This window comes from Rhizobium sp. No.120, assembly GCF_054558365.1.
Window position 1 is genome coordinate 111,252 of record NZ_BAAJNQ010000010.1, and the last position, 24,379, is coordinate 135,630.

Annotated in this window: 20 protein-coding genes; 2 read left to right on the top strand and 18 right to left on the bottom strand. The window is 60.1% G+C overall.

Features of this window, described 5'->3' with window-relative positions; translation table 11 throughout:
* Positions 1–108 precede the first annotated feature (108 nt).
* The 14 genes from ACYJRZ_RS23870 to ACYJRZ_RS23935 all read right to left on the bottom strand — a co-directional run bounded on the left by ACYJRZ_RS23870 (position 109) and on the right by ACYJRZ_RS23935 (position 14,797).
* Positions 109–1,020: an ABC transporter permease gene (locus tag ACYJRZ_RS23870; protein ID WP_459463192.1), complete on the bottom strand. Its 912-nt coding sequence runs from the start codon at positions 1,018–1,020 to the stop codon at positions 109–111.
* Complete coding sequence (locus ACYJRZ_RS23875) at positions 1,017–2,117, bottom strand: ABC transporter permease (RefSeq protein ID WP_459463194.1); 1,101 nt, start codon at positions 2,115–2,117, stop codon at positions 1,017–1,019. The genes ACYJRZ_RS23870 and ACYJRZ_RS23875 overlap by 4 nt, the downstream gene beginning before the upstream one ends.
* Positions 2,114–3,637: an ABC transporter ATP-binding protein gene (locus tag ACYJRZ_RS23880; RefSeq protein WP_459463196.1), complete on the bottom strand. Its 1,524-nt coding sequence runs from the start codon at positions 3,635–3,637 to the stop codon at positions 2,114–2,116. The genes ACYJRZ_RS23875 and ACYJRZ_RS23880 overlap by 4 nt, the downstream gene beginning before the upstream one ends.
* Before the next feature lie 7 nt (positions 3,638–3,644).
* Entirely contained in the window at positions 3,645–4,745 is a 1,101-nt protein-coding gene (locus ACYJRZ_RS23885; RefSeq protein ID WP_459463198.1) for a BMP family ABC transporter substrate-binding protein, read from the bottom strand.
* A 21-nt stretch (positions 4,746–4,766) separates the two neighbouring features.
* The gene (locus ACYJRZ_RS23890) at positions 4,767–6,146 is read right to left on the bottom strand and encodes an amidohydrolase (protein WP_459463200.1); all 1,380 of its coding nucleotides are present in this window, start codon (positions 6,144–6,146) and stop codon (positions 4,767–4,769) included.
* Between the two features lie 4 nt (positions 6,147–6,150).
* Positions 6,151–6,807 (bottom strand): glutathione S-transferase family protein, encoded by a 657-nt coding sequence (locus ACYJRZ_RS23895; RefSeq protein ID WP_459463202.1) that lies wholly within the window; start codon positions 6,805–6,807, stop codon positions 6,151–6,153.
* On the bottom strand, positions 6,804–7,649 hold the full coding sequence (locus ACYJRZ_RS23900; RefSeq protein ID WP_459463355.1) for an aromatic ring-hydroxylating dioxygenase subunit alpha: 846 nt from the start codon (positions 7,647–7,649) through the stop codon (positions 6,804–6,806). Before ACYJRZ_RS23900 ends, ACYJRZ_RS23895 begins: the two co-directional genes overlap by 4 nt.
* Positions 7,649–8,290 (bottom strand): Rieske 2Fe-2S domain-containing protein, encoded by a 642-nt coding sequence (locus ACYJRZ_RS23905; protein WP_459463204.1) that lies wholly within the window; start codon positions 8,288–8,290, stop codon positions 7,649–7,651. Before ACYJRZ_RS23905 ends, ACYJRZ_RS23900 begins: the two co-directional genes overlap by 1 nt.
* A gap of 138 nt (positions 8,291–8,428) precedes the next feature.
* Positions 8,429–8,713: an acylphosphatase gene (locus ACYJRZ_RS23910; protein WP_459463206.1), complete on the bottom strand. Its 285-nt coding sequence runs from the start codon at positions 8,711–8,713 to the stop codon at positions 8,429–8,431.
* Between the two features lie 121 nt (positions 8,714–8,834).
* Positions 8,835–10,349 carry an ABC transporter substrate-binding protein gene (locus ACYJRZ_RS23915; protein WP_459463208.1) on the bottom strand — a complete coding sequence of 505 codons (1,515 nt, stop codon included), beginning with the start codon at positions 10,347–10,349 and terminating at the stop codon, positions 8,835–8,837.
* A 19-nt stretch (positions 10,350–10,368) separates the two neighbouring features.
* Positions 10,369–12,072 carry a dipeptide ABC transporter ATP-binding protein gene (locus ACYJRZ_RS23920; RefSeq protein WP_459463210.1) on the bottom strand — a complete coding sequence of 568 codons (1,704 nt, stop codon included), beginning with the start codon at positions 12,070–12,072 and terminating at the stop codon, positions 10,369–10,371.
* Complete coding sequence (locus tag ACYJRZ_RS23925) at positions 12,069–12,920, bottom strand: ABC transporter permease (RefSeq protein WP_459463212.1); 852 nt, start codon at positions 12,918–12,920, stop codon at positions 12,069–12,071. The genes ACYJRZ_RS23920 and ACYJRZ_RS23925 overlap by 4 nt, the downstream gene beginning before the upstream one ends.
* A complete protein-coding gene (locus tag ACYJRZ_RS23930) occupies positions 12,917–13,855 on the bottom strand; it encodes an ABC transporter permease (RefSeq protein ID WP_459463214.1) in 939 nt (312 codons plus the stop codon). Before ACYJRZ_RS23930 ends, ACYJRZ_RS23925 begins: the two co-directional genes overlap by 4 nt.
* A 51-nt stretch (positions 13,856–13,906) precedes the next feature.
* Positions 13,907–14,797: a proline iminopeptidase-family hydrolase gene (locus ACYJRZ_RS23935; protein ID WP_459463216.1), complete on the bottom strand. Its 891-nt coding sequence runs from the start codon at positions 14,795–14,797 to the stop codon at positions 13,907–13,909.
* Between the two features lie 131 nt (positions 14,798–14,928).
* Here ACYJRZ_RS23935 and ACYJRZ_RS23940 point away from each other — a divergent pair, with 131 nt between their 5' ends.
* Together ACYJRZ_RS23940 and ACYJRZ_RS23945 are read left to right on the top strand one after the other, a co-directional pair.
* The gene (locus ACYJRZ_RS23940) at positions 14,929–15,711 is read left to right on the top strand and encodes a LuxR family transcriptional regulator (protein ID WP_132720426.1); all 783 of its coding nucleotides are present in this window, start codon (positions 14,929–14,931) and stop codon (positions 15,709–15,711) included.
* A gap of 54 nt (positions 15,712–15,765) precedes the next feature.
* A complete protein-coding gene (locus ACYJRZ_RS23945) occupies positions 15,766–16,680 on the top strand; it encodes a proline iminopeptidase-family hydrolase (protein ID WP_459463218.1) in 915 nt (304 codons plus the stop codon).
* Between the two features lie 93 nt (positions 16,681–16,773).
* Here the strand turns inward: ACYJRZ_RS23945 and ACYJRZ_RS23950 are convergent, their stop codons facing one another.
* From ACYJRZ_RS23950 to ACYJRZ_RS23965, 4 genes are all read right to left on the bottom strand, one after another.
* Positions 16,774–18,018 (bottom strand): amidohydrolase family protein, encoded by a 1,245-nt coding sequence (locus ACYJRZ_RS23950; protein ID WP_459463220.1) that lies wholly within the window; start codon positions 18,016–18,018, stop codon positions 16,774–16,776.
* Positions 18,015–19,586, bottom strand: a complete 1,572-nt coding sequence (locus tag ACYJRZ_RS23955; RefSeq protein WP_459463222.1) for a gamma-glutamyltransferase family protein — start codon at positions 19,584–19,586, stop codon at positions 18,015–18,017. The genes ACYJRZ_RS23950 and ACYJRZ_RS23955 overlap by 4 nt, the downstream gene beginning before the upstream one ends.
* Positions 19,587–19,938: 352 nt before the next feature.
* Positions 19,939–23,097: a multidrug efflux RND transporter permease subunit gene (locus tag ACYJRZ_RS23960; RefSeq protein WP_459463224.1), complete on the bottom strand. Its 3,159-nt coding sequence runs from the start codon at positions 23,095–23,097 to the stop codon at positions 19,939–19,941.
* Positions 23,098–23,104: 7 nt separating this feature from the next.
* On the bottom strand, positions 23,105–24,235 hold the full coding sequence (locus tag ACYJRZ_RS23965) for an efflux RND transporter periplasmic adaptor subunit (RefSeq protein ID WP_459463357.1): 1,131 nt from the start codon (positions 24,233–24,235) through the stop codon (positions 23,105–23,107).
* Between the last annotated feature and the right edge of the window lie 144 nt (positions 24,236–24,379).

Here is a 24,379-nt window from a genome sequence, read left to right on the forward strand (position 1 = left end):
GAATTCTGCAGCTTATAAAGTTTCGGCTGGCTCGGCCGTGATCTACGTTGCTCGCCATCCAATTACTGAGACATGAACATCGGATAAAAGTCGCAAGCAATCATCTCGTTAACGCTCAAATGGCTCGCCGAGAGAGGCGACACCGTTGAGCTTGAGCAGGCGACGATCGGCCGAGATAATGCCGAGCACGATGATCGTCACGAGATAGGGAAGGCACGCCAGGAGTTGCGAGGGGACAGCAAATCCGGTCGCCTGGGCGGCAAGTCCCATAAGCGATACGGCACCAAAGAGGCACGCGCCTAGGAATATTCTCCCGGTCAACCAGGTTCCGAATACGACGAGAGCGATGGCAATCCAGCCGCGCCCGGCGATCATGCCGTCCGCCCAGAGCGGTGTATAGATCGTGGAGGCGTAAGCGCCGGCGAAGCCTGCCATCATTCCGCCGAAGGCAACCGCGGCGAAACGGATTGCAATGATGGGATAGCCGATCGCATGCGCGGCCTTCGGGTTTTCACCGACGGCGCGCAGGATGAGGCCAACCTTGCTATAGGCAAACAGCATCCATATGGCGATCGTCACGACAAGCGAAATCCAGACGACGATATCCTGATTGAAGAGGCCGCCGATAACCGGAATGCCCGACAGCCCGGGGATCGCGATCTTCGGCAGCGTCGTGACGGTGAGACTCTCATAGCTCTTGCCGAACAGCGCCGAGAGGCCCTGGCCGAAAATCCCGAGAGCAAGGCCGGCCGCGACCTGGTTTGCGTTTAAACCTAGAATGATCCCGGCAAAGATCATCGAAAGGAGAGCGCTTCCGACACCTGCGGCGAGAAAGGCGAGAAAATGGCCGCCTCCGTGATAAACGACAATGAAGGCGATGGCGGCACCAAGCGCCATCAATCCTTCGACACCGAGGTTGAGAACGCCGGCGCGCTCCGCGACGAGTTCACCGAGGGCCGCCAGCAGAAAGGGCGTTGCAGCTGCCAGCATGCCCGCGAGAATGAATTCGACGGCACTCATGATGCGCTCCGTGCGGATGTCGGGCGCCATACGATACGATATCGCACAAAGGCCACCGCGATCAGATAGATAAGGAGCAGACTGCCTTGGAATACGCGAACCGCAGCAATGGGCAGATTGGCGGAAACCATGGCATTGTCGCCGCCGATATAGAGCGCTGCCATGACGATCGAGGAAACGACGATGCCGATCGGATTGAGACCGCCAAGATAAGCGACGATGATTGCGGCGTAGCCATATCCGGTCGAGATCGAACGCTGCAGCTGGCCAAGCGGGCCGGCAACCTCGGCAGCACCGGCAAGACCGGCTGCCGCTCCGCCAATGATCAGCGAGAGCCAGATTGCCCAGCTCTCCTTGAAGCCGGCATAGCTCGCCGCCCGGGGCGCCAGTCCGCCGACCTGCAACTTATAGCCGGCGAAGCTCTTCTGCATGAAGATCCAAGCCGCGATCGATAGAGCGACAGCAAAGACGAACGAAACATTGACGCGCGTTCCCTCGAAAAGGATAGGCACCATCGCGTCGTACTGGAACATGACCGACTGCGGGAAATTGAAGCCGTTCGGATCTTTCCATGGCCCGAGAAGCAGATAGTTGAGCAATTGCGCGGCGACGAAGCTCAGCATCAGCGAGACGAGGATCTCGTTGGCATTGAGCCTGGCACGCCAAAAGGCGGTGAGAGACGCCCATAGAGCGCCGCCGAGCGTGCCGAGCAACAGCATCGCCGGCCAGATCCATTGGCCCGTTGCCTGCGGCATCCAGATGGGTATGGAGGACGCGAAGATTGCCCCGAGAATGAACTGGCCCTCTGCACCGATGTTGAAGACCTTCGTTCGAAAGCCGATCGCCAGACCCTGCGCGATCAGGAGCAGCGGACCGGTCTTCAGCAACACTTCCGAGAAGGATGCCCATGAGACGAACGGCTCGATGAGCATGGCGTAGATCACCGCTGCCGGGTTGCGGCCTATCGCAATGTAGAGGCCAAGATTGAGGGCGATGGTAACGATGAGAGCAATCGGCGGCGCGAGCAATTTCGCAGTCAGCGAGGCTCGCTCCCTGCGGACCAGGGTGGGCAGGACGGCTGAGAAGGAACTGCTCATGCGGGCGCTTTCTCGCGTTGGGGCTGTACGCCGATCATGTATCGACCGATCTCTTCCGGGTGGGTGTCGCGCGTGACGAGCGGCGGGCTCAGCGTGCCGTGATATAGGACCTGGATAAAATCGCTGAGTTCGAACAGCTCTTCGAGTTCTTCCGATATGACGAGAATGGCCATGCCTTGATTGCGCAGTTCGATCAGCCGCTTGCGAATGGCGGAGGCCGCGCCGACATCGACTCCCCAAGTTGGTTGCGCAAGGAACAGCAATTTTGGCGCCAGCATGATTTCGCGCCCGACGATGAACTTCTGCAGGTTTCCGCCGGAAAGCGAGCCTGCCTCCGCATCTGGCCCGGGCGTACGCACGTCATAATCCCGGATGCATTCGTTTGCGAAAGCGGTCGCCTTCGCGCTGTCGAGAAGGCCATGTCGCACGAGCTTCAAGGGATGAGCCGTCAGCAGGCCGTTCAGCGTTAGCGACATTTCCGGCACCGCGCCATGCCCCAGCCGGTCTTCCGGGACGAAGGCAAAGCCGAGCTTCCGACGGCTCGCCGCATCGAGACTACCCACGTCGTGCCCCATCATGAAGATCTGATCGCGCTTGTCCCGAGGCAGAGTGGTTTCCCCCGAAATCAGCGCTGCCAGTTCCTTTTGTCCGTTGCCGGAAATACCGGCAATGCCCAGAATCTCGCCGCTGCGTACGCTCAGGCTGATGGTGGAGAGTGGCACTGCGAAAGGATCGTCCGGTCGGTAGTCGAGCCCGATGAGTTCCAGGCGCTTTCCGCCTTCGGCCATGGGCAATGCAGGGATTGCTTCCGGCATGTCGCGGCCGATCATCATGCGGGCGAGGTCATGGGCGTCATGCTCGCGCGGATCCACATGCCCGGTCACATGTCCGGCACGCAGGATGGTGGCGCGGTCGCACAGGGATTGGATCTCTTCCAGCTTGTGCGAGATGAAGAGGATCGAGACGCCGCCGTCGCGCAGCCGGCGCAGCGTCTCGAACAGCTTCCCGACAGCCTGCGGCGGCAGCACCGACGTCGGCTCGTCGAGGATCAACAGCTTCGGATCGGTCATCAGGCAGCGGATGATTTCCACCCGCTGCCGCTCGCCGACCGACAGTTCGTGCACATGGGCGAGCGGATCGACTTCGAGACCGAATTCATCCCCCAATGTGCGGATGCGCTGCGCAAGTTCGGCTCTGCGGCCGGAGACGATCAGGCGAATGTTCTCGACGACCGTCAGGTTCTCGAACAACGAGAAATGCTGAAAGACCATTCCGATGCCGGTACGCCTCGCCTCCGCGGGGGAGGCAAGGCTGAGAGGTTGCCCATGCCAGGCAATGGTCCCATCGTCCGGTTGTTCGACGCCATAGATCAGCTTCATCAGCGTCGATTTGCCAGCGCCGTTTTCTCCGAGGATGGCATGGATCGAGCCGGGGGCTACGTCCAGATCGATATGCTTGTTGGCATGGACCTGGCCGTAGCTTTTGGAGATGCCGCGCAGCGACAGCAGCGGAATGGTCATGAGCGACTTACTTCGGCAAGGGCGTCTTCACACCTTTGACATGCCAGTCCATTGCAACGATCTGCGCATCCGTCAGTGTCGCGCCCGAAGCCGCGCCTTCGCTGCCATCGGCCTTGGAGATCGGACCGGTGAACGGCGAAAAGCCGCCGCTTGCGATCTTACCTTCGATTTCCTTGATCTTCGCCATGGTGTCGGCCGGAATTGCAGGGCTCCAGTCGACGACTTCGACGACCTTGTCCGCGACGCCGAGGAAAGCATTGGCACCCTTGAAGGTGCCGGCAAGATGGGCATCGACCGATGCCTTGAAGAAGGGCGACCAGTCGGTGGACACGCAGCCGAGATAGGTTTTCGGCGCATATTTCTTCATCGAGGAATTCAGATTAAAGGCATAAACGCCAGCTTCCTCGCAGGCTGAAATGACCGAAGGCGTATCCTGGGCATTCGAGAAGATCACGTCGCAGCCTTGCGAGATCAAAGCCTTGGCTGCTTCCTGTTCCTTGGCCGGATCGAACCACGAATTGACCCAGACGACCGATACTTCGATATCGGGCTTCACCGCCTGTGCGCCGAGGGTGAAGGCGTTTACAGACGTGATCAGTTCCGGAATCGCGAAGGCGGAAACCGAACCGAGCTTGCCCGTCTTGGAAACGGCGGCCGCTGCCATGCCGAGCAGGTATGTTCCCTGGAAATACTTGGCGGCGAAGGGCGAGAAGTTCGGCGCGACCTGGAAGCCGGAGGCATGCAGGACGCTCACCTTCGGATTGCGGCGAGCGACCTGAAGCGCACCGTTCTGATAGCCGAACGAGCCGGCGATCAGGAAATGGTTTCCATCGGCGACCGTCTTGTTCATGATGCGGTCCGCATCCGGGCCTTCGGCGATATTCTCGATCACGGTGACCTTGACCTTGTCGCCATAGGCGGCCTTGATCGGATCGAGGCCTGCGGCCAGCGCATGACCCCAGCCGACATCGCCGATCGGCGAGGGCACGACGAGCGTGATGCCGAGCGGTTCGGCGGCGGCAAAGGCAGAGCGGCCGGTGAAGGCCGTTGCGAGGCCTGCGACAGCCGCGCTCTTCATCAATGTTCTGCGGGTCAGATTCTTCTGCATCCCAGTTCCCCTTTTTGGTTTTCAGAATTCTACTGTTGCAAGTGCCACCTCGGCCGCCGCAAACAGCGCGGCCTCATCCAGTCCGTTGAATTCACCGTTTTGCCAGACGATGCGGCCGTTGATCATGGTCATATCGGTGGGCATACCGATCCCGACTTTGGCAATCAGGCTCAGCGGATCGTGTCGTGTGCCGACATAGTCCATTCGCCGCGTATCGATGGCGAATAGGTCCGCGGCCATACCCGGGGTAAGTCGCCCGATATCCCTGCGCCCCAACAGGCTTGCGCCTCCGCTGGTTGCATATTGCAGGAAGTTGAGCGGGGCGGGCACGGCATGCTGACGCGTCGAGGCCGTTAGGCACTGCAGCATGTAGGCGGAATGGACGCAATGCATGAGGTTCGAGTTGTCGTTCGATGCGGCTCCGTCGCAGCCGAGGCCGATACGCAGTCCGAAGGCCTGCATTGCCGGGATGTCGGTCACTTCGGCGCCGACCAAGTAAACCGGCTCCGGGCAATGGGAGACGCCGGTGCCGCTTGCCGCCATCTTGCGCAGCTCGTTATGCGTCAATTCCCAGCAATGGGCGTAGAAGGTGTCGGGGCCGGCAAAGCCCAATTCGGCGCAGTAATCGACCGTGCGCATGCCATGCCGCGCCTCGATGACGGGGCTTTCGCCTTCGCCGACATGGGTGTGCATCTGCACGCCGCGATCGCGCGCCAGCGCAACCGACTCGACGAAGGTTTCGCGATAGCAGTTGACCGGCTGGCAGGGTGCGACCACCACCTGGCGCATGCTGAAGGGGCCGGCATCGTGATAGCTGTCGATCAGTCGCGCGCAATCGGCGATGAATTCGTCGGTGGTTTCGAGCATGGCATCCGGGATCGTCGATCCCTCGGACTTCGGCAGGGTATTGCCGCCACGGCCTGCATGGAAGCGCATGCCGAGAAGGTCGGCTGCCTCGAACTGGCGATCGATCAGGCGTTTGCCCGCATGGCGGGGAAAGCAATATTGATGGTCGAAGGCGGTCGTGCATCCGTGCTTGATCATCTCGGCCATGGCAGTGATCGAAGAATGATAGAAGCAGTCCTCCGTCAGCCGTGAGAAGATCGGATAGATGCGGTCGAGCCATTCGATGACGGAAAGCTTCGTCCAGTCGAGGTCGGCCCGGTTGCGCACGAAGCACTGAAAGAAGTGGTGATGGGTGTTGACGAGCCCCGGATAGACGAACCAACCGCTAGCATCCCGGACGATAGTGCCCTCTGGCAGCGCGCTCAGCGCGAGGTTTTCTCCAATCGCCTGGATCGCCGGACCCTTGGTAAGTAGGTCGACGTTCCGGCGCACGCTCGGCCCATTGCCCTCATCGACGATAACAGCCGCACAGTTTTTCAGGAGATAACCGGTCATTCCATCACGTCTCCCCTGCCGGATGCGGATCGGGTTTCAGCTCGTGCAGGCGGTGAATGCCGGGCATTTCGATGAAACCGGGCAGGCTGCGGATGGTGCGCATCCAGAGCCGGATCAACGGGTAGGGATCAAGCGGGATGCCACCATCGGGCGCAAGCGCGACATAGGGAAAACAGGCGATATCGGCGATGGTCGCCCGGCTTCCTGCGAGGAATTGCATGGCGCGTTCGCGCTGTTCAAAGAGGCCAGCTTCGAGCTCGCGCAATGCCGCAATCCCCTGAGCCTGTAGAACCTTGATGTCACCCGGTCGCAGAAGCATTTCGTGGAGTCGCGCGCCGCCAAGATTGGCCGTCAGGCGATGCGAGAAAGAGAGCCATTGCTGCACGCGCGCCGTCTCCTGCGGCGAACCCTGCCCCAGCCATTCAGGCGCAACATTGGCAGCGAGATAGGCAAGCATTGCTGAGGACTCGGTGAGCACGAGATCGCCATCTTCGAGGATCGGGATGGAGCCTGCCGGATTGAGCGCCAGAAGCTCAGGCCCGCGATGCTCCGCGCCGGGATGGAAGTCGACCGGCCGGATGTCGAGCTTGATGCCGAGGATCGCGGCCATCAGCCGTACCTTGTAGCAACTCGGCGATAGAACATAATCGTAGAGCTTCATTGTGCGACCAACTGTGCGCCGTAGGTATAATTATGACGCTTGAGCCATCGCCGGTAGGCGACCGAGGTGAGGTCGGCCCTTGTCGGAATTTCCATGCCGGGATCGAGCGGAAGAAGCGTAGGTATCTGGTTTTCGAGGATCGAGCGGTCCTGCAGGAAGATCGTCTGTTGAAAGTGGATGAGGTCCGTCATCGGCGTCTCATCATCGAAGAGTGCCATCCAGGGCCATACGTCGCATAGGTCTTCGGCAAGAGGCTGGACGAACAAGGTAATGACGTCCCATTCGCTGGGGCGCGGAGGGCATGTCTTGTAGAGGACGGAACAGGTCGGCGACGGCACGCGGTACATATATTCGGTCGTAATGCCGCCGGTCGCGGATTTTGCAGCCTGCGGCTGGTAGAATTTTACCTGCGTTGCCCAGACTTCATCCACACTCTCGCGGATCTCGACCTTATAGTTTTCGACCTCCGTATGCGGTTCCGCGCCGAGGATGTCGGTGTGAACGAAGGGAAAATGCGCGATGTCGAGAAAGTTCTCCACGGCGCGAAGCGGCGAGCAGCGCACGCGAACGACGCCGACATCGACGAAGCGCCGGCCCGGCTGATCGGCCTCCGGAATGGCGAAAAGCTCTTTGTCCGGGTTCCCGAGGGAGGACCAGACATGGCCATACCGGACACGGATGGGGAGGGCTCTTCCCTCGGCGGTTGTCACCCGCGCATTGCCATCCTGATCGCGCGCGACCTCGATGGCCTCGCCCATCAGATAGGTCGTGGTTGCTTTCTCACCGAGCTGGCTGAAGAGGCCGACCGGATACCATTCATCGATCATCGCGCCGCCATTCATCATGCATTCTCCCTTTGGCGCTCTTCCGCGGCACGGCGGATGGATTCGACAATTCGGGATGCCGCAATGCGGTCTGCCGGGCTGCGATCCCTGTCGATCAAGAGAAGAAGGAGCGTATGTTTTCCCTGAGGTGCCAGCAGCAGCCCGATCCAGGGAAATTGAGGTAGGCGAACCAGCCCCTTTGCATCAATCTTTGCCCCTGCCGCAGCCTCGATCTCCGCAACCCCCGTTTCCACGATCATCGAGCGCAGCGGGATGAATTCGTCGAGGTGAGGAGGCGGTGTTGCCGGTTGTCCGGCTGCCACCCACAGAACACCATCTGCTTCTTCCACCTGCTGGACGGCGACACGGATGGTTTCCGGCGGAACAAGATCGGGATGGGCCGGAATGCGAATGCATCCGCCTGACGGCGAATAGCTCCACCCGTGATAGATGCAGGAGAGTGCCTCGCCGCGGACGAAGCCATGTGACAAGCTCATTCCGCGATGCGGACAGCGATCGGATGATGCAGTTGGGAGACCCGACTGGCTGCGCCATAGAGCAATCGGGCCAGCCGATGTCCAGGCCGGCATGACGGTTCCTGGCGGCAGATCAGAGGAAAGGGCGACTGGCGCCCAGGATCCGGCCCCATCAAATGGCATGGTCTCAACTCTCTAATTTCACCAATGGCTTAGCGCCGCTGGTCATAGGCAGGCACTGATGCCTGCATCCCCGTAGTGTTCAAAGATTTTGCATAAATAATTCGCATTGGCAACAATGATTAAATAAAAGGCAGTAGATCAGGAATCCCTAAGATGCGATGTTTCCGGTCCATCCATGACGCTGCGTTGAATCTCCTCGACCCAGACGTCGATAGGACCGAGTGAGCAGCCCATTTCCAGCATGTCGATCAGTTCCACAGGTCCGGTGACCTCAAGTTCGATCCGGTCCGCACCGGAATGGAAAAACGTCTGCGAAAGTCCGAGCTTGTTGGCGTGACGCTGGATCCAGGGGACGAATGAGGTTGCGTTAAGGTCGCCCAGTATCGTCATGCGCTCCCGAAATTCACCTTGCGGCACGTGCATTCGCCAATGATCCCTGCCTTGCATCAAGATGACAGAATAACCGCTTCGTGGGTTTGCGAAAGGGGTCATCTTACAAAGCAATGCTCCACCGCCCCTGTGGGCAGCGGAGCTTGAGGCTGTGTCAATTCTTGACGGTGTCTTCCAGGAAGAAGCGGCCAAGCGGGTTTTGATGGAAATTATCGATATTCTTGCGCGCCACGTTGATATAGGGGCTGTAATAGAGATCGATCCAGTTGACGTCGTCCTTCGCCATCTTCTGCAGATCGATATACATTTGCTCGCGCTTCTTTGGATCCAGCTCCAGCCGCGCCTTGGCGACGAGATCCTTTACCGCATCATTCTTGTAATTGGTCATGTAGTTGTTGTTGGAATCGTGACCGAGAACGAATGTCGTCTTCTGGTCCGGGTCGAGAATATCGTTCGTCCAGTAGTTGACGGAAATGTCGTAGTCGCCAGCGATAGTCATGTCCCATTCCTGGCTGGGGTCCACCTTTTGCAGGTCGGCAGTAATGCCAGCCTTGGCGAGTTGCTGTTGGACCAGCACGGCCGTCTGTTCATCCACTTCATCGCCGGCGCGAATGAGGTATTTTAACGTGAGATTGGAGACGCCGGCTGCCGAAAGCATCTGCTTGGCCTTTTCCGGATCGTAGGGGCGTTGCGGATTATCCGCATAGTAATACAAGGCTCCCTTGGGAATGTAGGAATTGGCGACGGTGCCCTGATGGAAGGTAACGGCGTCGACGATCGCTTTCTTGTCGATCGCCATGTCGAGAGCCTGGCGGACTTCCTTCTTGCCGAGATTGCCATGGGCGTGGTTGATCAGCAGGTGATCCTCACGCGTGGAAGGATCGATCAGCACGTTGAGGTTCGGGTCCTTTTTCAGCTCTTCGACACGCGAGAACGGAACGAAAATGGCGGTATCGAGCTGGCCGGCCTGCACGTTCAGCATCCGGGTGTTGTCGTCCGGTACCGAGATCCATTCGACGCCGTCGAGTTTCACACGGTCGGCCTGCCAGAAATTCGGGTTCTTCTTCAGGATGATGCGATCGCCGCGGCGCCACTCCTCGACGGAGAAGGCGCCGGAGGCGATCGGCTTTTCCGCATAGGCATCCGGCCCCATCGATTCCATCCCGGCCTTCGAGATGACCGATGCGTTCGGCAACGCCAGCGTCGAAAGGAAAGGCGCCGATGCATGTTTGAGCTTGATCGTCAGTGTGTGCGGATCAGTCGCGACGGCGGTATCGATCACCTTGTATGAGTCGCTCCAGAGAGACGCCTTGTCGTCGCGGATACGCAGCAGGCTGAAGGCTGCATCATCAGCCGTCAGCGGTGAGCCATCGGAAAATTTCGCGTCGCGAATCTTGAAGACATAGGTCAAGCCGTCATCCGAGGTCGTCCAGCTTTCCGCGAGACCCGGCTCCAGCTTGGTGCCCGTCTTGTCGACGCGCACCAGCACGTCGTAAACGTTGGAGAACACCCAGTTGTCGATATTCTGCGCAGTCTTGATCGGATCGAACGTCGTCGAATCCTCGCGGCGGCCGATGGTCAGCACGCCGGCGGCTTCCGCATAGCTCGCGGTTAGCGTCAGGCCGGCGAGAATAGCGGCAAGCCCGATTGTCTTCCATTTGTTGGTCATGAATTCGTTCCCTTCGTTGTTATCGCATGCGTTTGGCTGATTGGGTCTGCCCTGCGGGTGCCGCATCGCGTTCGCCATGCAAGGGCTTGTCCGGATCGATATCGGGAATGGCTGCAATGAGCGCTGCGGTGTAGGCATGCTTCGGGCGAGAGAAGATCTCCTGCGAGCGGCCTTCCTCGACGATCTCGCCGCGATACATCACGACGGTCCGCTCACAGAGATTGCGCACGATGGCTAGGTCGTGAGCGATGAAGATCAAGGTCAGGTTCATCCGGCGCGTCAATTCGCGGAAGAGATCGATGATCTGCGCCTGGATGGTGACATCGAGCGCTGCCACGCATTCGTCGGCGATGATGAGCTTCGGATCGACCGCAAGCGCCCTTGCAATGCCGGCGCGCTGGCATTGGCCGCCGCTCATGCTGCGTGGCTTGCGGTCGGCGAATTCGCGCTCCAGCCCCACGAGATCGAGCAGCTCGCCGATGCGCGCGGGAATGTTGGCCTTTGCGACCTTGCCCTGAATTTTCAGCACCTCGGCAAGCGTCTGGCCGATCGTCAGCCGCGGGTTCAGCGCGTTGAACGGATCCTGGAAGACCATGGCAGTTTCGCGCCGGAGCTTTGCGAGGCCGGCACTCTTCTGCTGGGTGAGGTCGACACCGTCGAACGTGATGTGGCCGGAGGAAATCGGGGTGAGGCCGAGAACGGCGCGGGCAAGCGTGCTCTTTCCGCTGCCGGATTCTCCGACGATGCCGATGGTTTCGCCCGGCATGACCTGCAGGCTCACGCCGGAAACGGCGCTGATCGTCTTTGCGCCGCTACCCCTATAGAAGCCGCCGCCGACCCTGAAGTCGACACACAGGTCATCGATTTCGAGAAGCGGCTTGGCTGACCGCTCCGGCCTTGTGGGTTCCGGCCGCGTCATTGCCGCTTCGTCGGGAAGGGAAGGGTGACTGTTGATCAGATCGATCGTATAGGGATTTTCAGGCCGGCTGAGGATTATCCTTTTGGGACCCTGTTCAAGCAGCCGGCCGCTGCGCATGACGGCGATCCTGTCGCAGGTCTGGGCGACGATGCCGAGATCATGGGTTATGAGGATGATCGAAAGCCCGCGCTTGTTGCGAATGTCGATCAGGAGCCGCAGGATCTGCGCCTGAATAGTGACGTCAAGCGCTGTCGTCGGCTCGTCGGCAATCAGGATCTTCGGATTGCAGGAAAGCGCCACGCCAATCATGGCACGCTGCCGCATTCCGCCGGAAAACTCGTGCGGATAGCTGTCATACTGTCTTTTGGGATCGGGAAAGCCGACCTGCTCAAGGATCTCGGTCGCGGCTATGCGCGCCTCGCGTACCTTGAGACCTTGATGGTAGCGGATGCCTTCGGCGATCTGGTCGCCAATGCGCATAACGGGGTCGAGATGGCTGGTCGGATTCTGGAAGATCATGCCGATCTCGCCGCCGCGCACCTCAAGCATCTCGGCATCGCTGATCTCCGTGAGTTCGCGCCCTTCGAGACGGATGGAGCCGCTTTCGATTTTCAGGAGTGACGACGGCAGCAGCCGCACGAGCGAGCGGCACAAGAGGCTCTTGCCCGAGCCGCTCTCGCCGACAAGGCCGAGAATTTCGCCTTTGCCGAGATCGAGCGAGACGCCGTCGATGAGCGTGCGGGTGCCGTCGTCCAGGCGGGCCTTGACCATGAGGTCGCAGACGGAGAGAACAGGCTCGCTCATTCATGCACCCCGAGCAGTTCGCCGAGCGCATCGCCTAGCATGCTGAAGCCGAAGGCGAGGCCCACGATGGAAAGGCCGGGAAACAGCGTGATCCACCAGGCCGTGGTGATGAAGCTCTGGCCTTCCGCCACCATGACGCCCCATTCGGCAAGCGGTGGCTGAACGCCGAGGCCGAGATAGCTGACGGCCGCACCGCTCAGGAGCACGAGCACGGCGTCCGACATGGAAAAGACGATGGAGCCTGCAATGGCGTTTGGCAGCAGGTGGCGGAACATAATCCGGGGACGGCTGAAGCCGAGACTGACGGCAGCAACGGCATAGTCGCTGCCCTTCAGCACCAGCATCTGCGCACGGATAAGGCGGGCATAGGAGACCCAACCGACCAGGGCCATGGCGATATAGAAGCTGCTCAATCCCGGTCCCAGAATGGCGATGATCGATAGCATCAGCACCAGGAAGGGAAAGGCGAGAATGATATCGACGATGCGCATGAAGAGCGCATCGACAATACCACCGAAGAAGCCGGCGATGGTGCCGACCGTCGTGCCGATCAGAAACGGGAAGAGCACGCCGATGACGGCGATCTGTAGATCGATGCGCGTACCCCAGATGACGCGCGAAAGAACGTCTCGTCCGAAATTGTCCGTGCCGAACGGATGCAGGAACGACGGCGCCTGCAGGCGCATGTCGGCATTCTGGAAGATCGGGTCATAGGGCGCGACAAGTGGCGCCAAGATTGCCAGAAGGAGGAAGAACAGAAGGATGCCGCCGCCGAGCGTCAGCGTCAGGTGCTTTCCGAAGAGTCTGTTCCAGCGGGGGGAGGCGACAACTGTCGTATCGACGCTCATAGTTTCACCCGCGGATCGACGGAGACCGTAATGATATCGGCGAGGAAATTGACCAACACTGTGGCGCAGGCAAGCACCATCGCCACGCCCTGTACGACCATGTAGTCGCGCGAGAAGATGGCGCGCACCAGCAGTTGCCCCATGCCGGGCAGGGCAAAGACGCTTTCGACGACCACCGTGCCGCCGATCAGCCAGCCGATGTTGACGGCGAGCAGATTGATCGTCGGCACCAGCGAGTTAGGCACGACGTGCTGCCAGAAGACGATGCTCTCCGGCATGCCGCGGGCGCGGGCCGCAGTCGCCACATCCGATTTAAGGGATTCGATCATCGCCGCCCTCAGGCTGCGGGTCAGCACAGTCGAAAGCGAGAGTGCAATGGTCAGAGCTGGCAGGATGAGATGAGCGATCTTCCCGCCGATCGTCGAGCCGTAGCCCGAGACCGGCAGGATCCCGAGTTGAACGCTGAAGAGGATGATCAGCATCAGCCCGAGCCAGAAGGGCGGAAGGCCGATGCCGAAGGTCGAGACGACGCGCACGATATGATCCGAGGCGCGGCCGACATTGCGCGCGGCAATCGCCGACATCGGCACGGCAATCAGGATCGACAGGATGACGCTCGAGACGACCAGCGCGACGGTCGGCTCGATCCGCGTTGAAATCAGTGGCAGCACGTCGATCTTGTAGAGGATCGATTTGCCCATCTCGCCGTTGCCGAGATTCTTGATGAAATAGAAATATTGCAGCCACATCGGCTGATCGAGGCCGTACTGCGCGCGAATGCTGGCAAGTGCGGCCGGGGTGGCGCGCGTGCCGAGGATATTGCGCGCGGGATCGCCGGGAATGAGGCGGACCAGAACGAAGGTGATGACGCTGATGCCGAAGAGGACAGGCAGGAACTGCAGCGGTCGCGTCAGTACGAATCTATAGCGATGCATGGCGGCGATCGCCCTCTTGTCGTCGATGGAGTTGGATCGCCTTAGCTTGCATCAGCTTACCCCATGCCGCGACAGGAAATCGAGAAGCGCCGGATAATAGTCCTGCGGGTTCTCATAGAAAGGCATGTGGCTGGCATTGGCGAAGACCTTGAGTTCGGCGTCCTTCAAGGCAAGCTTCATCCTGAGCGCGCAGGCCGGCGTCAACTCGTCATGTTCGCCCGCTGTGATCAGCACCGGCACGGCAAGCTGGGGAAGGTCCGGAATACGGTTCCAGTCTTTGAGGTTGCCGATATAGAGAAATTCGTTCGGCCCCTGCATCGTCTCATAGGGACCCATGTTCCAATCATCGAGCGAGCGGCGGACAGGTGCCGGCCACTCCGGCAGGCGGCAGACATGGCGATAATTGAGAATGGTGACGGCGGCGAGATATTCGGGGTGATTATAGGTGCCCTGTGCCTCGTGCTTCTGCATCATGGCGACCGTTTCCGGCCCGAGCGCCGCGCGCAGCCGCTCCAGTTCGGAAATCAGATGCGGCATGTCGGCGACGGTATCTTCGAGGATCAGCGTTTTGAGGTTCTCGGGATAGGTCAAAGCATATTCGATCGCCAGCCAGCCGCCCCAGGAGTGGCCGAGCATATGGACCTTGCCGAGGTCGAGCGCCTTGCGGACGGTTTCAGTCTCCTCGACATAGCGGCCGATGGTCCATAGACTCTTGTCGGTTGGACGGTCGGAGGCGCCTGTGCCGAGCTGATCGAATGCGACGACCCTGTACCCCTTGTCGATCAGGCAGGAATGCGCCTCGCGCAGATAATCGCAGGGCAGGCCTGGGCCGCCATTCAGGCAGAAAACCGTTTCCGGGCCGCCGCCAAAGCTGTAGGCGACCACCTGGTAGCCATCGACCTCGACGACATGCCGCGCCTCGGGCTCAATTTCACGCCACATTGATAACTCCGGCGAAAGATTCTGCTTGCTCAATATTTGAGCATGGCTAAATTTTTACCTTAAACCGCGCTCGGCACCAGCTATAAGAAGTGATAGGTTGGGAGGTCGCAGGCACAGACGGGAACCGCTGCATGTTCGATCAAATCGGAACCATCAGGCGCCAGTTCACGGCGCATCAGACGCTAGACGGCCGTATCGACCATATTTTCGAGGGCATGAAGGCAATCGGTTTCGAGGCCCTGATCTACGATTATTCGCCGGTTCCCTACGACCTCGACGGAAAGATCATGATCCCTTCGCTTCTGAAGCTTAGGAACATTTCCGACGACATGTATGAGTACTGGTTCGATCGCGGCTATTTCCGCATCGATCCCGTACAGCAGGTGGCGCTACGGACGTCAGCGCCGTTCTTCTGGAATTATGATCCCGATGCCGATACGCTGATCAAGCGTTTCATGAGCGAGGATACGGTTCCCGTTGCGCGCTATCTGAGCGAGCGTGACATGTCGACGGGTGTCACCGTGCCTGTGCACATGCCACGCGGCGATTATGCGACGGTCACCGGAATTCGATTTGGTGCCAACAAGGAGTTCGAGCGCGACGCCCTGCGCTATATCGCCGATTTCAACCTGCTTGCGCATGTCTTTCATGAGACGGCCTATTCGCTCTTCGATACCGCAGCGCTGAGTGTCGGCAAGATCCGGCTGACGGAGCGTGAGAGGGAGTGCCTGCGCTATTCCGCGGAGGGCTATTCCGCCAAGGAGATTTCGCGCATCATCGACCGTTCGGTGCCGACGGTCGTCATGCATTTGAATGCCGCGGCAAAGAAGCTCGGCGCCAAGAACCGCACGCAGGCGGTCGTCCGCGCCACGCATTATCGTCTGCTGGACGCGCAGCCATCCTATAACTTGTGATAGCTGCCGCACCCGTTTCGGCCGCGTTATGGTCTGGTCCATCGAAGCCAGGAGATGGAGAGACACGTGGCCGCAATCCCGACGCAGGAAGCCTTTCTGCCCTTTCGTGAATATCGGACGTGGTACCGCATCACCGGCTCGTTCGATTCCGGCAAGCTGCCGCTCGTCGTCGCCCATGGCGGGCCTGGCTGCACTCATGATTATGTCGACAGTTTCAAGGGTATCGCCGAAATCGATGGCCGCGCCGTCATTCACTACGATCAACTCGGCAACGGCAAGTCCACGCGCCTGCCGGAGAAAGGCCCTGATTTCTGGACGCCGGCGCTGTTTCTCGATGAGCTGGACACGCTGCTGAAGCATCTCGGCATTCAGGATCGCTATGCCTTTCTCGGACAGTCCTGGGGTGGCATGCTGGGCGCAGAACATGCGGTGCGCCGACCGAAGGGTCTGAAGGCACTGGTGATCGCCAATTCGCCGGCCAACATGCACACCTGGGTCGCAGAAGCGAACCGCCTTCGCGAGGAGCTGCCGCAGGAGGTGCAGGACACGCTGCTGAAGCACGAACGGGCTGGCACGATCACCGATCCGGAATATATAGCCGCTTCCCGCGTCTTCTACGATCGCCATGTCTGCCGCGTCGTGCCCTGGCCGGAGGAGGTTGCCCGCACCTTCGCCACGATGGACGAGGACAATACCGTTTACCGCAACATGAACGGCCCGACCGAGTTTCACGTCATCGGCACCATGAAGGATTGGACGATCGAAGACAGGCTTCCGCTCATCGAGCCGCCGACCTTGCTGATCTCGGGCAAATATGACGAGGCGACACCGCTGGTGGTCAAGCCTTATGTCGATCGCGTCAGGGGTTGCGAGTGGGTGCTCTTTGAAAATTCGAGCCATATGCCGCATGTCGAAGAGAAGGATCTCTGCCTGAGGACGGTTTCAGGCTTCCTGGAGCGGCATGATTGATTGTTCAGCCTTAACGGCGTGTCCAATTGCGCTGCCCGCCTCGCTTCTTCTGGCGTGGATCAATTCGGTTCCCTAATGGAATAGCGCAACGCTCTAGATCGGTTTGTGGAGCATAGGGCGACCGTTGTCGAAGCTCTTGCGCCCCTTTTTCCAGCCGGCAATCACTCGGGCAATCTCGCGCACGGCCGCACCGGGGTCGGGACTGTCGAGGAGCACGATCGTCGCTTCGCCGCCGGCTTGCAGACATGTGCTGCCGTCGCGATGGCCCGCTGCCATTCCGCTCACCATGCCGAAAACCAGGGCCATATCTTCGTCACGCGAAAGCTGGGCGATATTGGCGTAAAGATTGGCCAGGCGAATGAGCGAAGCATCGCCATAGGGCGTGAAAGGATTCAGAATATTATTGGTCGCGATGGAGGTGACGACCCCTCTTCTTGCGAGCAGATGGGCCGGCGCTACGCCACGCGGAACCAGTCGGTCTTGACCCCGGCCCATGAGGAACAAATCGGTCGCCGGAAGCACCGATAAAGCGATCCCTGCTTTTGCCAGGTCATCGGCAATGGCAAGAACCTGTGCCTGCGGCATGGCCGACAGATTGGTGACGTGGCCGATCGATACGCGACCCTGCCAACCATGACGGAGCGTCGCGTCGATCACGTCAGGCAGATCGGTTCGATCGGGGTCGAGACTGAAATCGAGATGAAAGTCGACCGGAACGTTGTGCTTAGACGCAAGGGCGAAAATCATGTCCACATGCCGGTGGGGGGAGGGATCGGTATAGGGGCAGCCGCCCACCAGATCCGCACCATCGGCAAGTGCCGCGTCGAGCATATCGTATGTTTGGGGCTCGTTCGTGAGCCCGTCCTGGGCAAAGGCGCAGATTTCGATATCGACCGCGAAAGCATAATCCCGACGGAGACGCTTGATCGCTTCAAAGGAGCGAAAGCCTGCACGCGGATCGATCTCGACGAAGGTTCGCATCCGCGTCGTGCCGTGGGAAATCGCCTTATCCACGACGCGCACAGCGCGCGAATAAACATCGGCTTCTTCAAAGCTCACCTTGGCTTTGGCGACTTCTTGCACGGCTTCGCTCAGCGTCCCCTCGCAAATTGCGCAGCGGTCGAGAATGCAGGCCTTGTCGAGATGAATGTGGGTATCGACAAATCCGCCGAAGGCGAAGCTTCCCCCGCCATCGACGTCCGATACCGCGTCGCACCGAATGCGAGGTTCGATGGCTGCGATCCGGTCATCCCGCACGCCGATGTCGACGAAATCGCCATCTTCCACGATACGGACATTTCGAATGATGAGATCGAACGGTTGGCCGTTGGCACTCACAGCAGAATCGCGCCTCCGTCGCTGCGCGGATCATGCGCGCCGTCGATCGCTCCGTCTTCGCCGAGACGGATAATACCGGCTTGGCCGCCGAGCGGACTGAAAGCGTCGATGGTGGAGATCTCATGTCCCATGGCGGCAAGAGCAGAAACCAGTTCGGCGCCGATGTTTTCCTCGATCTTCAGGCTGTCGCGGCTGTCCGAGAATGTTCGGCCGAGCAAAAAGCGGGGGCGTGCGAGTGCTGCGGCGGGGGCTAGTCCGTGGTCGATCAGCAGGCTGAGCAGCAGTGACAACGTCTGTGGCTGGCCGTCCGCGCCTTGGGTCCCATAGACCAGATGCGGGCGCCCGTTCTTCAATGCAAGACCGGGATTAAGGGTATAGAAAGGGCGCTTTCCAGGCCGGATATAATTGGGGCTTGCCGGATCGGTGCTGAAGGCTGCGCCCCTGTTTTGCCAAAGGAGGCCGGTGTCGCCGACCACTACGCCGCTGCCCCAGTCGAAATAGATGCTTTGCAGCAGGGAAGCGCATCGTCCATTTGCATCCACGGCGGCAAGCAGCGCTGTGTCGCCGTGTCGATAGTGTTGCGGCCAGGGCAAAGCCCATGCCGGATCGATCGCAGCAGCTTTGGCTACGAGGCGGTCTGGATCGAGAAGGTGTTTCGAGACATCTGCGGTGAAGCGGGGGTCCGCGATTGCGTGCCTGTCTAGGAACGCCTGTTTCACAGCCTCGACAAGCGCATGATAATAGGCCGGGCTGTCGGGCGGGAGCTCCGCCATCGGCAGATGGCCGAGTACACCCATGATGCCGAGGGTGGTTATGCCTTGCGTCGGCGGTGGCGGAGCAAGAAGTGTCGTGTCGCGATACGCCTGCCGGAGGGGCGCCATAACATCGGTCCGCGTGGCGGCGAGATCGGCGGCCGAGAGCGGAGAACCGGCCTCGGCAAGCCCGCTCGCAATTCGCCGGGCCAGCGCGCCCTCGTAGAATTCGCGGGCGCCGTGACGAGCTATGGCCTCGAGCGTCCGGGCTAGGGCGGGCTGGTGCTGAATGCCGCCAGATCGGAAGAGCCCGGTGAAGCCCGGCCAGTCATTCAGTTCATCGCACCGGAATTCGTACCAGAAGGACTGCGACTGACTGACCTGAAATCCGCCGTCGGCGAGCGCGATGGCGTCGTCGAGAAGGGCTGGCAGTTGTTCGGTGCCGGCCCATTCGTCAGCGGAACAGGCAAGCACCTTCTCCCAGCTGTCGACGAGGCAGGCTGTCGTGAGCGTGGAGGCCGGGCCCCGCAGAGGTATGTTGCCCTTCGGCATGGCTGACGCGGCTTGTCCGATGCCGAGGAAGGTCCTCGCATTGCCTTTCTCATCCGCCACCATCCAGACGGCATCGCCGCCGAGACCGCAGAAATGAGGATAGGTGACCGATAAGGCAGCCCCGGCGGCAACAAGCGCTTCGATTGCATTGCCGCCCCGCTTGAGCACTTTCGCGCCGGCTTGGCTGGCCAGCCAATGCGGCGTAGCGATCATTGCGCCGGAAAGCGAATTCGTTTGCGGGGTCTCTTTAGCAGAAAGGCTCATGAACGGGTTTCAGCGATGCTTCGGTGGCGATGCGGTTTGACGTTGAGCGACGGTGACGGCATGATTTGCAAAACGCGCATGCAATACTGATGCCATAAGGAAATCCTGGCTGGAAGTGTTCCGGATTTCGTCTGCTAATCTATTGTGTTTGTTTGAAATAAATCCGTAGCTGTCAAACTCCCAAAGGAAAGCAGCCTTGTGTGGTTTCAGCGAGATCGCCGCAGCCGATGCCTAACAATTCATTTCGCCCTGCATGGATGATGGAAAAAGTGGCAGTCAGCTGACGATTCTCGAAATCACCGGCATGAGGAGGTCGGCATTAGGCGGTCTTGAAAGATCATTCTCCTTCTCGTCATCCAAACGGGAGATTGGCGGTGGGTGCGGGCGGGACGTCGGCGCCCGCACCCTTCTCTTCGGCCGGTCTCTTGGTCCGGAGGAGGGACAGTACAAAGACGAAAAAGACCGGGACGAAGAAAACGGCAAGGACTGTCGCGGAGATCATGCCGCCGAGGACGCCGGTGCCGATCGCGTTCTGGCTGGCGGCGCTGGGACCCGTTGCAATCGCCAGCGGCACCACGCCGAGCGTGAAGGCAAGCGACGTCATCACGATCGGGCGAAAGCGGACGCGGGCTGCCTCGGCCGCAGAATCCAGGAGAGACTTGCCTTGCGCGTAATAATCCCTAGCGAACTCGACGATCAGGATGGCGTTCTTCGCCGACAGCCCGATGATCGCGATGAGTCCGACCTTGAAATAGAGATCGTTCGGCATGTCGCGCAGGATTGCCGCCAGTACGCAGCCGATAATGCCGAGCGGCACGACGAGCATGACCGACAGGGGGATCGACCAGCTTTCGTAGAGCCCTGCCAATAGCAAGAAGACGAAGAGGATGCTGAAGGCAAACAGGATCGGCGCCTGGCTGCCGGAGGCGATTTCCTCGCGCGACTGGCCGGACCATTCGTAGCCGAAGCCGTCGGGAAGTTCGGATGCGAGGCGTTCCATCTCGGCAATCGCAGCGCCCGACGACCTGCCCGGCGCTGCTTCCCCGGTGATGCGGATCGTCGGATAGCCGTTATAGCCGACGATCTGCGGATCGCCTTTGCGCCATTCGGCTGCTGCAAACGACGAGAGGGGCACCATCCCGCCGCTGGCATTACGGACGTTCAGCTGCATCATGTCTTCAACCTGCATGCGGCTGCGGCCGTCGGCCTGCACGATGACCTTCTGCATGCGGCCCGCATTGGGATAATCGTTGATGTAGGACGAGCCGAGATTAGCGGTGATCGCATCGTTGATGTCAGTGAAGCCGACACCGAAGGTGTTCGCCTTTTCGCGATCGATCGCAAGAACGATCTGCGCCGCCTCCTGCATGCCCTCGACGCGGACGTTCGTCACCACGCTGCTCTTGGCAGCTTTTGCCATCAGCTCTTCCGCCGCTTGTTTGAGAGCCTTCTGCCCGCGTCCGGCGCGATCCTGGAGACGGAAAGAAAAGCCGCTCGTCGTGCCGAAACCTTCGATTGGCGGCGGCGAAAGGGCATAGGAGGTGGCGTCCTTCAATTCGGCGAGCTGTGCGTTGACGCGCGTAGCGATTTCCGGCACCGAACTTCCAGCAGGCCTTACGGCCCAGTCCTTCAGCGTCACGAAGGCGATGGCCGAGTTCGGGCCGTTTCCGGAGAAGCTGAAACCCTGGACGGCAAAGACGTTTTCGACGGCCGGCTCGGTCTTGAAGATCGCCTCGATCTGCTTCAGCGACGTGATCGTACGGTTGGCGCTTGCCTCCGGCGGTCCCTGAACGTCGACGATCAGGATGCTTTGATCTTCCTCCGGCACGAAGGAGCCGGGCAGATTTATGAAAATATAGCCAAGACCGACGACGAGCGCGAGATAGATGCCCATTACGCGTCCTGATCGGCGCGCAAGACTGGCTGCGGTCTTCGTGTAGCCGGCTGTCATTCCGTCGAACTTACGATTGAACCAGCCGCCGAGCCCCTTCTTTTCATGGTGATTCCCGTCGATCGGTTTTAGGAAGGTGGCGCAGAGTGCCGGCGTCAGCGACAGCGCCAGGAAGGCGGAGAACATGATCGAAACGACCATGGTCAGCGAGAACTGGCGGTAGATGATGCCGGAAGCTCCCGGAAAGAATGCCATTGGAATGAAGACGCAGGACAGCACCAATGTAATGCCGAGGATGGCGCCGGTGATTTGCTTCATCGCTTTCTGCGTCGCGGCTTTCGGCGGCAAGCCCTCTTCGGCCATGATGCGCTCGACATTCTCGACCACGACGATCGCGTCATCCACGAGGATGCCGATCGCCAGGACCATGGCAAACATGGTGAGCACGTTGATGGAGAAGCCCGTCGCATACATGATGGCGCAGGTTCCCAGAAGCGCGACCGGCACGACGAGCGTCGGGATGAGCGTGTAGCGGAAATTCTGCAGGAAGACGAACATCACGATGAAGACGAGCACGATCGCCTCGATCAGCGTGTGCACGACCTTCTCGATAGAGGCATTGACGAAGGGACTCGTGTCATAGGGTATCGAATATTCGACGCCCTTCGGGAAGAACTTCGACAACTCGTCCATCTTCGCCTTGACCGCTCCCGAAACGGCAACGGCGTTGCCAGTCGAGGAAAGCTGGATGGCAAGGCCGGCGCTCGGATTGCCGTTGAGCCGGCTTGCGGTCGAATAGGTTTCCGCGCCGTCCTCGATGCGGGCGACGTCGCGCATACGCACCGTCGAACCGTCCGGGTTGGCACGAAGGATGATGTCGCTGAATTGCTTCGCATTGTTGAGCTGACCCTCGACGATCACGGTCGCGGTCAGATCCTGGCTGATCGGATTGGGCGTGGCTCCGATCTGGCCGGCTGCGACCTGTGCATTCTGGGCGGCGATCGCCGTACTGATGTCAGCCGCCGTAAGATGGAGACCGACCATCTTGTCCGGGTCGATCCAGACGCGTAGCGCCCGCTGCGAGGCGAAGACCTGCGCACGACCGACACCGGGAAGGCGGCGCAATTCTCCGAGGATATTGCGGTTGATGTAGTCGCCGAGCGCGATCTCATCCATCTTGCCGTCGGTCGAGGTCAGGGCCGCAATCAGCAGGAAGCCGGCGCTGGCTTCTTCGACCTGAATGCCTTGCGTGCGTACCGTCTGCGGCAGCCGCGCTTCGATGCGTCGCACCGCATTCTGCACGTCGACCGTCGCCTTGCCGATATCAGTTCCGGAGACGAAGGTGGCGTTGATGCTTACCGAGCCGGAATTGTCGGAGGTTGATTCGAAATAGGCGACGCCATGGACGCCGTTTAGCTCCTCCTCGATCAGCCGGGTCACGCCCTGATAGATTTCCTGTGGGGAAGCGCCGGGATAGGAAGCGGAAATGGAGAGCTGCGGAGGAGCGACGGCTGGATATTGCGCAACCGGCAACAGGGGGATCGTAATGATCCCCGCGATCATGATGAAGAGTGCGAAGACCCATGCGAGGACGGGTCGCCTGATAAAGAACTGTGCCATGATGGGATTACTTTGCGGCCTGATCTGAAGTGTTCGGCACGCCACTTGGCGGCGTCCATGGTTCGGCGGCGACCTTGTTGCCGGGCGTGACCTTCTGGACTCCGTCCGCGACGATGGTTTCGCCATCCTTCAGCCCCGAAAGCACGATCCATTCGGAACCGATAGACGCACCGAGAGCGAGTTTGCGCACTTGCGCCGTCTGATCGGAGGCGATCACGAAGATCTGGGGAGCGCCCTCAGCATCTCTTGTCACCGCCCTTTGCGGAACTGTGATACCGTTTTGCTGGACGGCCTGCTCGATGCGCACGCGAACGTACATGCCCGGCAGGAGATCGCCATTGGGATTGGGAAATTCCGCACGTAGTGTAACCTGCCCTGTGTTGGGATCCACGTTCGCATTCGAAAACAGCAGCTTGCCCAGTTTGGAATAGGTCTTTCCGCCGTCGAACACGAGCTCGACGGCTGCCTGGCCGGGCTCTGGGCTCTGGAGCTTACCTTCGCTGACGGCGCGTTTCAGCGCCAGCAAGTCCTGCGCGGATTGTGTAAAATCTGCATAAACCGGATCGATCCGCTGGATGAGCGCGAGGTTGGACGCGCCTTCCGCAGTCACGAGCGTTCCCTCCGTCACCAGGGCGCCGCCGATGATGCCGGTAATGGGCGCTTTTACCGCGGTATAGTCCAGATTGATCTCAGCTTCATCGAGAGCGGCTTGCTGAGCCGCGACATCGGCGTCGGCCTGTGCCAGATTGACGGCGGCGGTATCATAGTCGACGGCGGTCGAGACGTTGCGCTCTCGCAGCGAGCTTTGGCGTTCCAACTGCTGCCTCGCGTTGACCTGGACGGCTTTTGCCTTCTGCAAGGCCGCCTTCGCGCTCGCCACTCGCACTTGGAACAGCTTCGGATCGATCCGGTAGAGGACGTCGCCCTGATGCACGAGGCTGCCCTGCTCGAAGACGCGCTCCTGAAGGATACCCGAGACGCGCGCACGCACTTCGGAGATCCTGGTCGCGGCAATGCGCCCTGGAAGCTCGCTTATGACGGGCACCGGATGCGCCTTGATTTCTAGGACTCCGACGGCGGGAGGGGGCATTTCGCCGCTCTCCTGGGCGCGCACGTTGTTGGAAGCCAGCACAAGCATCGCCGTTGCCGCCAATATCGCCTTCCCGCAAGGCAGTTCGAATGCAGATCGCATAAATGTATTCCCAATTGACCGTGGCGCGAGGAGATCGTCGCTCCCGAGTCTCGACGGCATGAGCCTATTTTGAAGAAGCCGCTTCAACGC